Annotated in this window: 14 protein-coding genes; 10 read left to right on the forward strand and 4 right to left on the reverse strand. The window is 37.9% G+C overall.

Annotated elements, in window-relative coordinates:
* Positions 1 to 132: 132 nt before the first annotated feature.
* Positions 133 to 327 carry a hypothetical protein gene (locus HHO41_RS16685; RefSeq protein ID WP_169100727.1) on the forward strand — a complete coding sequence of 65 codons (195 nt, stop codon included), beginning with the start codon at positions 133 to 135 and terminating at the stop codon, positions 325 to 327.
* Positions 328 to 598: 271 nt separating this feature from the next.
* The gene (locus tag HHO41_RS16690; protein ID WP_169100729.1) at positions 599 to 1,399 is read left to right on the forward strand and encodes an inositol monophosphatase family protein; all 801 of its coding nucleotides are present in this window, start codon (positions 599 to 601) and stop codon (positions 1,397 to 1,399) included.
* 47 nt (positions 1,400 to 1,446) lie between these two features.
* Here HHO41_RS16690 and HHO41_RS16695 read toward each other — a convergent pair whose 3' ends face one another.
* Entirely contained in the window at positions 1,447 to 1,629 is a 183-nt protein-coding gene (locus HHO41_RS16695; protein WP_248278513.1) for a YlaF family protein, read from the reverse strand.
* A 152-nt stretch (positions 1,630 to 1,781) separates the two neighbouring features.
* Here HHO41_RS16695 and typA point away from each other — a divergent pair, with 152 nt between their 5' ends.
* The 3 genes from typA to HHO41_RS16710 are packed head-to-tail and all read left to right on the forward strand — an operon-like array spanning position 1,782 to position 4,277.
* On the forward strand, positions 1,782 to 3,626 hold the full coding sequence (gene typA, locus HHO41_RS16700; protein WP_169100733.1) for a translational GTPase TypA: 1,845 nt from the start codon (positions 1,782 to 1,784) through the stop codon (positions 3,624 to 3,626).
* 30 nt (positions 3,627 to 3,656) lie between these two features.
* Positions 3,657 to 3,971: a YlaH-like family protein gene (locus tag HHO41_RS16705; RefSeq protein ID WP_169100826.1), complete on the forward strand. Its 315-nt coding sequence runs from the start codon at positions 3,657 to 3,659 to the stop codon at positions 3,969 to 3,971.
* Between the two features lie 15 nt (positions 3,972 to 3,986).
* Positions 3,987 to 4,277 (forward strand): hypothetical protein, encoded by a 291-nt coding sequence (locus tag HHO41_RS16710; RefSeq protein WP_169100735.1) that lies wholly within the window; start codon positions 3,987 to 3,989, stop codon positions 4,275 to 4,277.
* A 613-nt stretch (positions 4,278 to 4,890) separates the two neighbouring features.
* Here HHO41_RS16710 and HHO41_RS16715 read toward each other — a convergent pair.
* A complete protein-coding gene (locus tag HHO41_RS16715) occupies positions 4,891 to 5,091 on the reverse strand; it encodes a YlaI family protein (RefSeq protein ID WP_169100737.1) in 201 nt (66 codons plus the stop codon).
* Positions 5,092 to 5,253: 162 nt separating this feature from the next.
* Between HHO41_RS16715 and HHO41_RS16720 the strand changes: the two genes are divergently transcribed.
* Positions 5,254 to 5,721 carry a pyridoxamine 5'-phosphate oxidase family protein gene (locus HHO41_RS16720; RefSeq protein WP_169100739.1) on the forward strand — a complete coding sequence of 156 codons (468 nt, stop codon included), beginning with the start codon at positions 5,254 to 5,256 and terminating at the stop codon, positions 5,719 to 5,721.
* Positions 5,722 to 5,817: 96 nt separating this feature from the next.
* Here HHO41_RS16720 and HHO41_RS16725 read toward each other — a convergent pair whose 3' ends face one another.
* Positions 5,818 to 6,414, reverse strand: coding sequence for a YhcN/YlaJ family sporulation lipoprotein (locus tag HHO41_RS16725; RefSeq protein WP_169100748.1), 597 nt, complete (start codon positions 6,412 to 6,414; stop codon positions 5,818 to 5,820).
* A gap of 215 nt (positions 6,415 to 6,629) precedes the next feature.
* Between HHO41_RS16725 and HHO41_RS16730 the strand changes: the two genes are divergently transcribed.
* Positions 6,630 to 7,958, forward strand: a complete 1,329-nt coding sequence (locus HHO41_RS16730; RefSeq protein WP_169100750.1) for a PhoH family protein — start codon at positions 6,630 to 6,632, stop codon at positions 7,956 to 7,958.
* A 45-nt stretch (positions 7,959 to 8,003) separates the two neighbouring features.
* Here the strand turns inward: HHO41_RS16730 and HHO41_RS16735 are convergent, their stop codons facing one another.
* Positions 8,004 to 8,507, reverse strand: coding sequence for a peptidyl-prolyl cis-trans isomerase (locus HHO41_RS16735; protein WP_169100752.1), 504 nt, complete (start codon positions 8,505 to 8,507; stop codon positions 8,004 to 8,006).
* Between the two features lie 197 nt (positions 8,508 to 8,704).
* Here HHO41_RS16735 and HHO41_RS16740 point away from each other — a divergent pair, with 197 nt between their 5' ends.
* From HHO41_RS16740 to pyc, 3 genes are all read left to right on the forward strand, one after another.
* Entirely contained in the window at positions 8,705 to 8,986 is a 282-nt protein-coding gene (locus HHO41_RS16740) for an Fpa/YlaN family protein (protein WP_169100828.1), read from the forward strand.
* 233 nt (positions 8,987 to 9,219) lie between these two features.
* A complete protein-coding gene (locus HHO41_RS16745; protein WP_169100754.1) occupies positions 9,220 to 10,428 on the forward strand; it encodes an FtsW/RodA/SpoVE family cell cycle protein in 1,209 nt (402 codons plus the stop codon).
* 61 nt (positions 10,429 to 10,489) lie between these two features.
* Positions 10,490 to 13,930, forward strand: a complete 3,441-nt coding sequence (gene pyc, locus HHO41_RS16750; RefSeq protein ID WP_169100756.1) for a pyruvate carboxylase — start codon at positions 10,490 to 10,492, stop codon at positions 13,928 to 13,930.
* Positions 13,931 to 13,957: the final 27 nt, after the last annotated feature.

Below are 13,957 nucleotides of genomic sequence, written 5' to 3' on the forward strand. Positions count from 1 at the left end.
GTGCTTACTGTTGGAAAATATTTTCCCTACTAGGTTTCAGCACATATTTGTTGCATCAAAAGCAATTACCTCATATTATAATATTAAAAATAGTCAGAAAATTAAATTTATTTTAGAAGGGAGTTTATGCTATTGAAACAATTAGTAAATTCTAATCGTAAAAAATCTATTCTTAATGAAAGAGCTGCCGTACTTAGATTGGAATTAGATTATGAGCTAGCCACGCTTTTTGAGGCAATGGGTGAGAAGAATGATGCAAAACAAAAAGACTGCAAACAAAAGTTAGAAAGAATCAGAAATGAACTAATTAGATTAAAAGTGCTCTAATTCAGCAGTAAATTTTTAAAGACACCAAAGGAGTAAGGAATAAAAAATGGATGTCAATTTAAGTACAATAGTGACCTTATAAAAACGAACTCCAAATTAAAAACTGGGGTTCGTTTATTATTATCATTCAAAAGGACAAACAGGAGCTAAAAACAAGATTGAATATGTCTTACAGTGGTAAGTGCAATTGTTTGAAACCATCTGAAGTGTAATAGTATAATTTATACTATCTTGAATAATCTGGAAAAAAGCCCTGGTAGGAGGAGAAAGCATGACAAATTGGCAGGAAATAGATACATATGCAAAGCAATGGATAAAAGAGGCTGGTGCAAAAATTAGGGCTTCTTTTTCAGAAACATTAAACATTCAAACTAAATCAAATCCGAATGATCTTGTAACGAATATAGATAAGGAAATAGAACAATTTTTCATTGGAAAAATAAAAACAACGTTCCCACTACATACCGTCCTTGGAGAAGAAGGTTTAGATGAATCACCTGCAGAATTTGCTGGAATTGTCTGGATTATCGATCCTATCGATGGAACAATGAATTTTGTTCATCAACAGCGTAATTTTGCCATTTCGATTGGTATTTATGAGCGTGGCATCGGTCAAATTGGTTTAATCTATGATGTAGTTCATGACGAGCTCTACCATGCGCAAAAGGGCAAAGGAGCATATTTAAATGAGATACCGCTCGGAATTTTAGCAGAGGTTAAGGTCAATGAAGCGATTATTGGTGTAAATGCATCTTGGGCTATCGAAAATCCTCGAATTGATTCACAAATTTTAGCAGCTTTGGTGCGAGATGCTCGCGCGACAAGATCACTTGGCTCGGCAGCTCTCGAAATTGCTTATGTTGTTTCGGGGAGAATCGATGCCTACATCTCATTAAGACTATCCCCTTGGGACTTCGCTGCTGGAAAAGTGCTTCTGGAAGAGGTTGGTGGTATAGCTACAACATTAAGAGGTGAACCATTAAAGTTATTGGGAGAAAATACCGTCCTTGTATCTAAACCTAGGCTTTATAGGGAATTATTGGAAAAATACTTAATGAATGGTAATTGGTAAAGTAGTCATCCCATAAAAAAAATCCCTGAATTCAGGGATTTTTTAGGTTAACTATGTTGCTCTTTTAATAATTTCTTTTTCATTGAAAAACCTAATCCAAAAGATGCGATGGTTGCGATGGTGCAGCCTACAATCCCCAAGATGCTTCTTTCTGCCACCGCAATTCCGATTCCAGCAATACATGCTGCGGTAACAATTGCGAATAATAAAAATAACCACTTAATGTTCATGACCATACCCCTTTATTAAATTCCTTTTGCCGTAAAAAATAAGATATTAAATATTGTACTACAAAATCATTATTGGTTTCTATTTATTTGTGTTATAATATTTCAGTTATGTAGACATAAGGGGTTTCACGAAAATATGAGGAGTGAATTTTTTGAAATTAAGAAATGATATACGCAATATTGCCATTATTGCTCACGTTGACCACGGGAAAACAACCCTAGTTGATCAGCTTTTAAAACAAGCAGGAACGTTCCGTTCGAATGAACATGTTGAAGAGCGAGCAATGGATTCAAATGATCTTGAGAGAGAACGTGGAATTACCATCTTAGCTAAAAATACTGCCATTCAATATAAAGACACAAGAATCAATATTCTCGATACACCTGGACACGCTGACTTTGGCGGAGAAGTTGAGCGGATCATGAAAATGGTTGATGGTGTATTACTAGTCGTAGATGCATACGAAGGGTGTATGCCACAAACACGGTTTGTATTGAAAAAAGCATTAGAACAAAATCTTACCCCGATTGTTGTTGTTAATAAAATTGACCGTGATTTCGCTAGACCAGAAGAAGTCATTGACGAAGTATTAGATTTATTTATCGAACTTGAAGCAAACGAGGACCAGCTTGATTTCCCAGTCATCTATGCTTCAGCTATTAATGGAACAGCAAGTGTTGACCCTGACCCAGCAAATCAAGACGAGAACATGCAATGCTTATACGATGCGGTTATCGAACACATTCCAGCTCCGGTTGATAACAGTGAAGAACCTTTGCAATTCCAGGTAGCATTGTTAGATTATAATGATTATGTGGGAAGAATCGGGATTGGTCGCGTATTCCGAGGAACGATTAATGTCGGACAACAAGTAGCACTAATGAAGCTTGATGGCTCAATCAAACAATTCCGTGTAACAAAAATCTTTGGTTTCTTTGGTTTAAAGCGTCAAGAAATTCAAGAAGCTAAAGCGGGCGACCTTATTGCGTTATCCGGCATGGAAGACATCAATGTTGGTGAAACGGTTTGTCCAATCGAACACCAGGAAGCACTCCCAGTACTTCGCATTGATGAACCTACCTTACAAATGACTTTTGTTGTAAACAATAGCCCATTTGCTGGTAAAGAAGGTAAATTCATCACTTCAAGAAAAATTGAAGAAAGATTACGCGCGCAATTACAAACGGATGTCAGTCTCCGTGTTGAAAATACCGATTCACCAGATGCATGGATTGTATCAGGTCGTGGCGAACTGCATCTTTCTATATTAATAGAAAATATGCGACGTGAAGGCTATGAGCTTCAAGTATCTAAACCAGAAGTTATTGTGCGTGAAATCGATGGAGTTCGCTGTGAGCCAATCGAGCGTGTTCAAATTGATGTGCCAGAAGAGCATACTGGTTCTGTTATGGAATCAATTGGAGCTCGTAAAGGCGAAATGCTCGATATGATCAATAACGGATCAGGACAAGTTCGCTTAATCTTTAATGTACCTGCTCGTGGTTTAATTGGATATACGACTGAGTTTTTAACCTTAACTCGTGGCTATGGCATTATTAACCATACATTTGATAGCTATCAACCAATGCAGCCTGGTCAGGTTGGTGGAAGACGCCAGGGTGTTCTTGTATCAATGGAATCCGGAAAAGCATCAACATATGGTATTATGCAAGTAGAGGATCGAGGAACAATCTTTGTTGAACCAGGTACTGAAATTTATGAAGGTATGATTGTTGGTGAGCATACTAGAGAAAATGATATTACCGTTAATATTGTTAAAGTAAAACACGCAACCAATATTCGTTCTGCCAACAAAGATCAAACATCAGTGATTAAAAAGCCACGAATCATGACGCTTGAAGAATCTTTAGAGTATTTAAATGATGACGAGTATTGTGAGGTAACACCAGAATCAATTCGTTTGCGTAAGAAAATTTTAGATAAGAACGAACGTGAGAAATCGGCGAAGAAGAAGAAAATGGCTGAGTTAAGCTAACTTTAAGGGAGAGTGACCGGAATGCCAGAAATGGATGTAGCAGAGAGTTTATCATTTTTTGCAGCCCTGTTTCAGCTTGATAAAAATCCGGGGGTTGGCACACCGCTTTTATATTTGACAATTGTTGCTTTATGTATCTTGGTTTATAAATTGGGATTTGCAAAGCCGTTGTCACTGGGTAAATCAATCATCATTTACTTATTTTTATTCTTAGGCTGTACAGTTCTCACATTCTTGGCAATCTTTTTACCGATAACAGAAGGGTTGCTTGTTGCAGCTCTTATTCTTATTATTTATAAAATCCGTCTCTATAACCAAAAGAAACAGGATGCCAAGCTTGGTTAGTTTGGGGGATGCAATGTGAAGTCTTTACAGGATGCTTTATATAATTGGTTATCGATAAAAGTAGTGAGTGATGCAAGACCACTTGATCTTTCAGCTGTTGAAACAACTGAGCTGTTTGCAGCTATTTTGAAGGACGAACATGGCCTATCTGATGTCCAGGTTGAAAAGGATAATGAAAGATGGTATTTTGTCCATTACATGAAGGATGGAGAAGCGCAATCGATGAGATTTCCGATTGACTTGATTGAGGTTATGCTAAACCAAATCGAAGCCGAACCAGATAAATTCAAGATTTTTCCTGAATGATAAAAAGATGCAAGGTTATAACCTTGCGCCTCAGACTGTAGCCAAACTCGCTGGATGCGAGTTTGGCTACAGTTTTTTTCTATATATGGGAACTGTTGATTCTTATGAGTTTTGCGAATTTATAGGCGGAGAATTTCCGCCTAAAGTAAAAAGCAGAGGCTAAAATAGACCAAATAAGCGGAGAATTTTCGACTATCAGCTCAAAATAGGACAAAATTTAAAGATTTAAATAACATAAACGGAAAAGTTCCGCTTATATTTAAGGAAATATGGGCATTTCCCAATATAAGCGGAAATTCTCCGTCTATTTTTTTATCAAACCTAGCTTCTATCTTTTTTACCTTCATTTATCCAATAGTTGAGGAGATGTTTTAAGAAGTTGTCAAAACATAAAAAAGATTGCCACTCACTAAGCTAGATTGAAAAAGCGTGTGGCAATTCTTCAGGTTAATAGCACCTGGAACGGAAATCAACCAGCCATTTGGCATGATGAAAAATAGAAATAGGTATATGAAAAGGGATTTGGAATAAACTCATTCCAAATCCCTTTTATCGCGTGAATATCCATTCGCATTTCGATTTTGCTAGCTCCCAGTCGAGAGCGGCCTCCGTTTTACCAATTATCATCTTCAGATACTGGTTTATAGAGCTTAAAGTTGCCTGATGCATGGCGTTGGTTAGTTTTTTCTGTAATCCGCTCTTCGCACGGTTTGCACATATATGTGTGAATTGGCCGATTTCGTAATCGTTTTGCCAATGGTGAAAAATCATCAATCGATTCAATTTTATCGCAAATAAAACATTTCACTCTCATCTTGACACCTCAATTCTGTTATCAAATCTGGTCTAAGCTACTCTATTTACTACATTATAATATACCATAAAGGATTGGTCGATAATGGCAATAAGTTAATACGTTAAAGTTGATGAAAAAATGGGATAGTAGTAAGATGATGGTAATTAAGGAGGTAATCATATGGTAAACCAAGTTGAAGCAAAGTTAATGAAACCATTATTTGATCAGTTGCAAAGTGAGCGATTTGCCACACTTGCCACAATAGATTTCGAAACAGGCGGTCCGAATGTCAGCGCAATTTCTTGGGTATTAGCTGCAAATGAAGATTCAGTATTATTTGCGGTGGATAATCGCTCAAGAATAATCCAAAATATTAATCAAAACAGTAAGGTTGTTTTAAACATCATTGCAAATGAATCAACCTATTCAATTGCAGGAGATGCGAGTGTTTTACAAGAGAAATTGGAGGGGGTTCCCTTAAAGCTTGCGCTCGTAAGTATAAACATTACTGAAGTAAGAGACGTCATGTTTTATGGTTCGAAAATTAGTGTTGAACCACAATATGACAAAACCTATGACAAGGTTGCTGCTGCGAAGTTGGACAAGCAGGTTATGGATGCAATGCGTAGCGCAACAAGCGCACGATAAAAAAGAGGCTATCCTAGGTGGATAGTCTCCTTGTGTTTTTAATTAAGTATTCATCTAAGTGAACGATATGAATGTCCTGTATGATACGGTTCTTGCTTAATCTTTATGGTGTTGTGATTGATCATCTTGCTTTTTTTCAAGTTGCTGGGAATCTTGATTATTCATTTCTTTTTTCGGATTTTCAGTAGCATTTTTGGCATTCTTTGCCTTCGGCTCAATCATATCAGCAGGAACTTCAGGCATCAGTCGTCCGGATATATCCGATAATTCATTCATAATCCCGGATATGGGATTCCCGGCGCGAATATCAGAAGCAATTTCCTTCAGGCGTGCCATCATATCGGGATCAGCAATCACCACTGCTCGGGCACCGTGCGGGTCATTTTTTAAGCTTTCGGCAACAGAGTATTTGATAGAGCCCACTTGTGATCGATCAATATTTTGATCGACATCAATGCCAACGATTGCATAGTTACCTATCACGACAGCGGTTGCATCATGAACATCTGGAACGCTCGTTGCTAGGTCTACTAAGTGTTTTGAAACCGCTTGGCCAGTCTCTCTATCAACTTCCTCAATTGTACTATTTTTCACCTTAACTAAATTCTGGCTTTCGTCATTTACGGCTTTATTTTGGGTGCCGCAACCAACAAGCATCATAACCATTACAGTCAGTATAGAAAACCTTTTCATGGAGCACTTCACCTCTCAACCAATTATTGAGTCAGTTCAATTACGATAATGTACCATTCATGATTTTTAAAAATAAATAACTAGTACTGCTTACGATTATTGTGCAAAATTTCTTCTATCTTTATGCGGAGAAACATATATTTTATCAAAGTCCCATCTGACAAGCGGTTCGTTCGAGCTGAACGGGTAGAACAAGAAGAGCGGGAGGCGTGCGATTGAGTAAAATATACGTTTTAGATACGAATGTCTTGTTACAGGATCCTTACTCCATCTTCTCTTTTGAGGACAATGAAGTTGTAATACCAGCCGTTGTACTTGAAGAAGTTGACTCGAAAAAGAGATATATGGATGAAATAGGAAGAAATGCAAGACAAGTTTCACGTCTAATTGACAGCTTAAGAGAATCAGGTAAGCTGCACGAGAAAATACCTCTAGAAAACGGTGGGAATTTGCGAATTGAGTTAAATCATCGCTCATTCCATCAATTACAAGAGATTTTTGTTGAAAAAACAAATGACAATCGCATTTTGGCGGTAGCCAAAAATTTATTTTTAGAAGAGCAAACAAAAGAAGATGGACGACCGGTCATTCTTGTAAGCAAAGATACACTTGTCCGTGTTAAGGCAGACGCAATTGGTCTTTTTGCAGAGGATTTTTTAAGTGATCGAGTCGTTGATTTGGACCATATTTATATGGGGTTTATTGAGAAATTTGTGGATGTAGCCATTATAAGTACGTTTTATGAAAAAAATGAAATTTTGGTTTCGGAGATTTCGAATCAACCGTATTATCCCCATCAATTTGTCGTTTTAAAGGATGTTCTCGGTGGCTCTGCTTCAGCAGTGGGCATTGTTGATCAGCTGGGGAAAAAAATCAAGAAATTAGTATTCGATCACGATCATGTTTGGGGAATTCGTCCACGAAATGTCCAGCAAACAATGGCTATTGAATTACTACTTAGAAAAGATATCTCATTGGTTACGTTGATTGGGAAAGCTGGAACCGGGAAAACCTTATTGGCTTTAGCCTCTGCGTTATTGCAAACGGAGGATTTGGGATATTATAAGAAAGTATTAGTCGCACGACCAATTGTTCCGGTCGGTAAAGATTTAGGATTTTTACCAGGCGAAAAACAAGAAAAACTGCGCCCTTGGATGCAGCCAATTTATGATAATTTAGAGTACTTATTCAATGCGAAAAAGCCTGGGGAGCTTGATGCTATTTTGGCTGGGATGGGTTCAATAGAGGTTGAAGCACTTACTTATATTCGTGGAAGGAGTATTCCTGATCAATATATTATTATCGACGAGGCGCAAAATTTAACGAAGCATGAAGTGAAAACCATCTTAACTCGTGTAGGTGAGGGAAGTAAAATTGTCCTGATGGGAGATCCAGAACAAATTGATCACCCCTACTTGGATGCATACAACAACGGTCTTACATATGTTGTTGAGAAATTTAAAGAGCAAAAAATTGCGGGTCATGTCAAGTTAGTCAAAGGTGAGAGATCTAACCTTGCCCAATTGGCGGCAGATCTTCTTTAGGGTACGAGGGCACAAAAATGGGGGGAATCCTCCCCCCTTCGGCCATCAGATGACTTGAAATCCCTTAACATTTGTAATTGGCTGGTGCTTATTTGAGCCATCTCCATAATAAATGTGAATAGGTCCATCTTCTTTTAACGGCTTTCCATCAATTGAAAAACCAAACAAAAGCTCGTATGCTTCAGATAATGGAATTTCGATCTCACTATCAGCAGTTTGAATGATGAATCTTTGAGAAGTTTCTTCGACTTCAGCATTTTTTAAAAATGGCTTAAACGGAATCGCAAAAGTTCCCTTTAATAATTTTTCCTTTTCAAATAAACGACCAGTTGGCTGTGGAGTTGGAGGTGGCGTAGCACCCTCCTTAATTTCTTTGTCCCACTGCTTTGAAATATCTTTTTTATATTTTGTTAATTCATCCTCTTGATTTTGACGATCTTCAAGAAAATAGGTGGTTAAGTCGACTTTACGGTCATCAAAAATCCACACACCTGGATCGATGGTAATTGGAAACTTAACTTTTCCCTTAATTTGTATGATATTTTCCATTTAAAATGTCCTCCTCAGCTTGCCATTAGTATTCAGTATATCGATAATTCAGATAAATGTCATTTTATTGCTACGCTTCATTAGCTAGAGGTTTATATTATTAAAATGGTTACTATCGTTTTTTGTTGCAATTTGTCTTTGAAAACGTTAAAATTTAAAGAAGTATAGGTAATCGCTCGGAAACGGGGGGATCAATGTTGGCGTCAGAAATGGTCGTCGATCATCGAGAAAAAGCAAATGCCTTATTAAAGGCGGACGCTGATAAGATATTAAAGCTTATTAAGGTGCAAATGGACAACCTTACAATGCCTCAATGCCCACTATATGAAGAGGTCTTGGATACACAAATGTTTGGATTGTCCCGCGAGATAGATTTCGCAGTCCGATTGGGCCTTGTCGATGATAAAGTAGGTAAAGATATAATAGATCAACTGGAACGAGAGCTTTCCTCATTGCACGAAGCTTCTCAAAAAAAATAGTCAAATAAAACTCAAACAACATCAATTGTTTGAGTTTTTTTGTTTATTTTTCCATAAAATAATTTTGGAATAATAAAAATAAAATAAAAATTTCGATGACAAATATGATAATAAGTATAGGAACTCTTGAGTTCTTATGCTAAAATAATTCTATCTTTTCTTCCTCCTAAAGCAGGATATCGAGTAGAATGATAGAATAACTAAAACAACCTAGAAGATGAGGAAGAGGTTGAATGCTAAAAAAAATCATAAAATCATATGATTATTCATTAATTATTGTTTTGGTGCTGTTGTCTTTATTTGGGTTAGTTATGATTTATAGTTCAAGCATGGTTTCTGCTGTACAGCGTTATGACGTCAGCAGTGATTTCTTTTACCAAAAACAAAAGCTTCATTTAATTGCAGGCTTGTTTGTCTTTGTGTTTATGTCCATCTTTCCCTATAAAATCATGAAAAGTAACAAAATCCTAGGTATTATTGTTGTTGGCTCTCTAGTGATGCTTTCTGCGCTGTTCATTTTTGGACATGTTGCCGGAAATGCACAAAGCTGGTTCCAGCTCGGAAGCAGAAGTATTCAGCCTTCTGAATTTGTTAAAATAGGCGTTATCATTTATTTATCCGCTGTTTATGCCAAAAAACAATCCTATATTAATGAATTTAATCATGGGGTTGTACCACCTGTTATTTATCTTGTATTCGTCTGTGTGTTGGTTGCGGTGCAGCCTGATTTTGGCACAGCAGCAATTATTTTTTCGATTGCAGCGATGATAATTATTGCTTCTGGGATGAATATTAAAAATATCATGAAGCTCATTCTTATCGGTGCTGTGTTGGTATTACCTTTTGTCCTCGTATTACAGGATGAAATATTTTCAGAAACGAGATTAAGCCGTTTTGAGGCTTTTAATGATCCTTTTAGTGATGAGCAAGGCTCTGGATATCAGCTTGTGAATTCATTCCTCGCGCTTGGCTCCGGGGGGGTAAATGGATTGGGGCTTGGTCAAAGTGTCCAAAAACTCGGTTATTTACCAGAATCCCATACGGATTTTATTATGGCTGTAATTGCTGAGGAACTTGGTGTTTGGGGAGTAGCGTTTGTTATTCTCTCATTAGGATTTGTTGTCTTAAAGGGAATTTACACAGCGCTTAAGTGTAAGGACCCATTTGGAACCCTGCTCGCTGTCGGGATTTCTAGCATGATTGGAATCCAATCGTTCACCAATCTTGCGGGTATTTCCGGATTGATTCCATTAACAGGTGTTCCGCTGCCATTTGTAAGCTACGGGGGTTCTTCAATTTTACAACTCTCATTTGCAATGGGGATATTAGTCAATGTATCAATGTTCGTAAATTACGAACAAAAATATAAACATAAGGAAAGTGAAAAACAGTCGAGTCTTTCAAAAAAGAATATCACTGGAACAATCAATTTTCCTTCATGAGCGCGAGGGGTAACTCCCTTCGCGCTTTTGTAAAATACAGAAAAATGGAGTGATTCGAAAAATGCAGCAACGTATTACTAAAGTATTGGTTGCCAATCGTGGCGAGATTGCAATCAGGGTTTTCCGGGCTTGTAATGAATTAAATATTCGAACTGTTGCGATTTATTCAAAAGAAGATTCGAGTGCTTACCATCGTTACAAAGCTGATGAAGCTTACTTAATCGGTGAAGGCAAAAAGCCGATTGATGCTTACTTAGACATCGATGGAATCATTGCCATTGCCAAACATAGCGAGGTTGATGCGATTCATCCTGGTTATGGTTTCTTGTCTGAAAATATTGACTTTGCTCGTCGTTGTGAAGAGGAAGGGATTATCTTTATCGGTCCAGAATCAAGACATCTTGATATGTTTGGTGATAAGGTGAAGGCTCGTTCTCAAGCAGAACTTGCCAATATCCCGATTATCCCAGGGAGCGACGGTCCAGTTAAAGATGTAACTGAAGTGAGTGAATTTGGAGAAAAGCATGGTTTCCCAATCATTATTAAAGCTGCTTTAGGCGGCGGCGGACGCGGTATGCGGATCGTTAATGACAAGGATGAGGTTCAGGAAGCTTATTCACGCGCTAAATCAGAAGCAAAAGCTGCTTTCGGTAGTGATGAAGTTTATGTGGAAAAATTAATATTAAATCCAAAACATATTGAAGTACAGATTCTTGGTGACCAGCACCAAAATATTGTTCATTTATATGAGCGTGATTGCTCTGTGCAAAGACGCCATCAAAAGGTCGTTGAGGTTGCACCTAGTGTCAATGTTCCAAATGATTTGCGCGAAAGAATTTGTCAGGCTGCGGTCCAGTTAATGGAAAATGTGGACTACGTAAATGCTGGGACAGTGGAATTTTTAGTAGCAGGAGACGATTTCTACTTTATTGAAGTTAATCCTCGTATTCAGGTCGAGCACACTGTGACTGAAATGATTACTGGTGTTGATATTGTCATTTCTCAAATCCTTATTGCTGAAGGACACCCATTACACGGTGATGTTGTTGGAATTCCACAGCAAGGTGATATTAAAGTACATGGTTATGCCATTCAATCTCGTGTTACGACAGAAGATCCATTAAATAATTTTATGCCTGATACCGGAAAAATAATGGCATATCGTTCTGGAGGCGGATTTGGTGTTCGTTTAGATGCAGGGAATGCTTTCACAGGTTCTGTCATTACACCTTACTATGACTCATTATTAGTAAAATTAACAACCTTTGGTCCGTCGTTTGAGTTAGCTGCAGCTAAAATGATCCGTAACCTTAGAGAATTCCGGATTCGTGGTATTAAAACGAACATTCCATTCCTTGAGAATGTGGTGAAGCATCCAAAATTCCAAAAAGGTGAGTACGATACTTCATTTATCGATACCACTCCAGAATTGTTTGAGTTTACACCAAGTAAAGACCGCGGTACAAAGATGCTTTCCTATATTGCTAACGTTACTGTTAATGGGTTCCCGGGAATCGAAAAGAAAAAGCAGCCGGTATTTGATAAACCAAGGACTCCTAAGTTGAATTTTGATTTCGACTATAAAAATGGCACAAAGCAAATCCTTGATGCCGAAGGTCCAGAAGGCGTTGTTAATTGGATCAAAAAGCAAAATAATGTATTGCTTACAGATACAACATTCCGCGATGCCCATCAGTCATTATTAGCAACTCGTGTTCGCTCAACAGATATTAAACATATCGCTGAGCCAACAGCGAAACTTTTGCCAGAAATGTTTTCGTTTGAAATGTGGGGCGGGGCAACTTTTGATGTAGCTTATCGTTTCTTAAATGAAGATCCTTGGATTAGATTAAAGGAATTACGAAAAGAAATTCCGAACGTTATGTTCCAAATGTTATTACGTGCATCCAATGCAGTCGGATATAAGAACTATCCAGATAATGTAATCCGTGAATTCGTAAAGAAATCAGCTGAGACTGGTATTGATGTATTTAGAATATTCGATAGTTTAAACTGGGTCCGTGGTATGGAAGTGGCGATTGATGCTGTACGCCAACAAGGAAAAATTGCCGAAGCTGCCATTTGTTATACCGGTGACATCGATGACCCAACAAGAACGAAGTATACCATTCAGTACTATAAAGAGCTTGCGAAGGAACTGGAGCTACAAGGTGCACATGTTCTTGGGATTAAAGATATGGCTGGCTTATTAAAGCCGCAGGCAGCTTACCGTCTTATTTCTGAATTAAAGGAAACGATTAATATTCCTATTCATCTTCACACTCATGATACAAGTGGAAATGGAATTTACACTTATGCTCGTGCGATTGAAGCTGGCGTCGATATCGTAGATGTGGCTTTAAGTACCATGGCAGGTTTAACTTCTCAGCCAAGCGCTAACACACTTTACTATGCGCTTGAAGGTACTGAGCGTAAGCCTCAAGTAAACATTGAAGCGCTAGAGCAGTTATCTCATTATTGGGAAGATGTACGAAAGTTTTACAGTGATTTTGAGTCAGGAATGATGGCACCACACACTGAGGTGTATCAACATGAGATGCCTGGAGGTCAATACAGCAACCTTCAACAGCAAGCGAAGGGTGTGGGGTTAGGCGATCAATGGGATGATGTGAAACGTATGTATGCCCGTGTAAACCAAATGTTTGGGGATGTAGTTAAAGTAACTCCATCTTCAAAAATAGTAGGTGATATGGCATTATTTATGGTTCAAAATGATTTGTCAGAAGAAGATGTCCTTACAAAGGGTGCTGTACTAGACTTTCCAGATTCAGTTGTGGAGTTCTTTGAAGGTTATTTGGGCCAGCCGTATGGTGGTTTCCCTGAAGAGCTACAAAAGGTGATATTGAAAGACAAAATGCCAATTACGGTTCGACCTGGTGAACTCCTTGAGCCGGTTGATTTTACAGCGTTAAAGCAGAAAGTATCAGCAGAAATTGGTAGAGCTGCAAGTGATGTTGATGTACTTTCTTATGCTCTTTATCCGAAAGTATTTGTTGATTATACAAAGAAACTCGATATGTTTGGTGATATCTCTGTCCTTGACACGCCAACCTTCTTCTATGGTCTTCGTCTTGGAGAAGAAATTGAGGTTGAAATTGAAAAAGGTAAAACATTAATTGTTAAACTTGTATCAATTGGTCAAGCTCAGGCTGATGGAACTAGAATTGTCTACTTTGAATTAAACGGACAACCACGTGAAATTGTTGTCAAAGACGAAAGTATTAAAACAACCGTTGTCGCTAAAATTAAGGCCGATTCAAGTAATGAAAGTCATATTGCTGCAACAATGCCGGGTACGGTCATTAAGGTTGTAGTTGAAAAAGGTGAAAAAGTAAATCGTGGTGATCATTTAATCATTACCGAAGCAATGAAAATGGAAACGACTGTTCAAGCACCGTTTACAGGTGTCATTAAGGATATTTACGTAAAAAATGGTGAAGCGATTCAAACTGGAGATTTACTAATTGAACTTGTGAAATAAATGAAAAAACAAAAAAGGTCTGAGTGA

The organism is Bacillus sp. DNRA2, assembly GCF_012843265.1.
Lineage (GTDB): Bacteria > Bacillota > Bacilli > Bacillales > Cytobacillaceae > Bacillus_BU.

Bases quoted from the DNA above. Each gene is read 5' to 3' on its own strand.
- pyc (WP_169100756.1), top strand. From the start codon at position 10,490: ATGCAGCAACGTATTACTAAAGTATTGGTTGCCAATCGTGGCGAGATT.
- HHO41_RS16735 (WP_169100752.1), bottom strand. From the start codon at position 8,507: ATGGAAAATATCATACAAATTAAGGGAAAAGTTAAGTTTCCAATTACC.
- HHO41_RS16715 (WP_169100737.1), bottom strand. From the start codon at position 5,091: ATGAGAGTGAAATGTTTTATTTGCGATAAAATTGAATCGATTGATGAT.
- HHO41_RS16725 (WP_169100748.1), bottom strand. From the start codon at position 6,414: ATGAAAAGGTTTTCTATACTGACTGTAATGGTTATGATGCTTGTTGGT.
- HHO41_RS16745 (WP_169100754.1), top strand. From the start codon at position 9,220: ATGCTAAAAAAAATCATAAAATCATATGATTATTCATTAATTATTGTT.
- HHO41_RS16720 (WP_169100739.1), top strand. From the start codon at position 5,254: ATGGTAAACCAAGTTGAAGCAAAGTTAATGAAACCATTATTTGATCAG.
- HHO41_RS16705 (WP_169100826.1), top strand. From the start codon at position 3,657: ATGGATGTAGCAGAGAGTTTATCATTTTTTGCAGCCCTGTTTCAGCTT.
- HHO41_RS16690 (WP_169100729.1), top strand. From the start codon at position 599: ATGACAAATTGGCAGGAAATAGATACATATGCAAAGCAATGGATAAAA.
- HHO41_RS16695 (WP_248278513.1), bottom strand. From the start codon at position 1,629: ATGAACATTAAGTGGTTATTTTTATTATTCGCAATTGTTACCGCAGCA.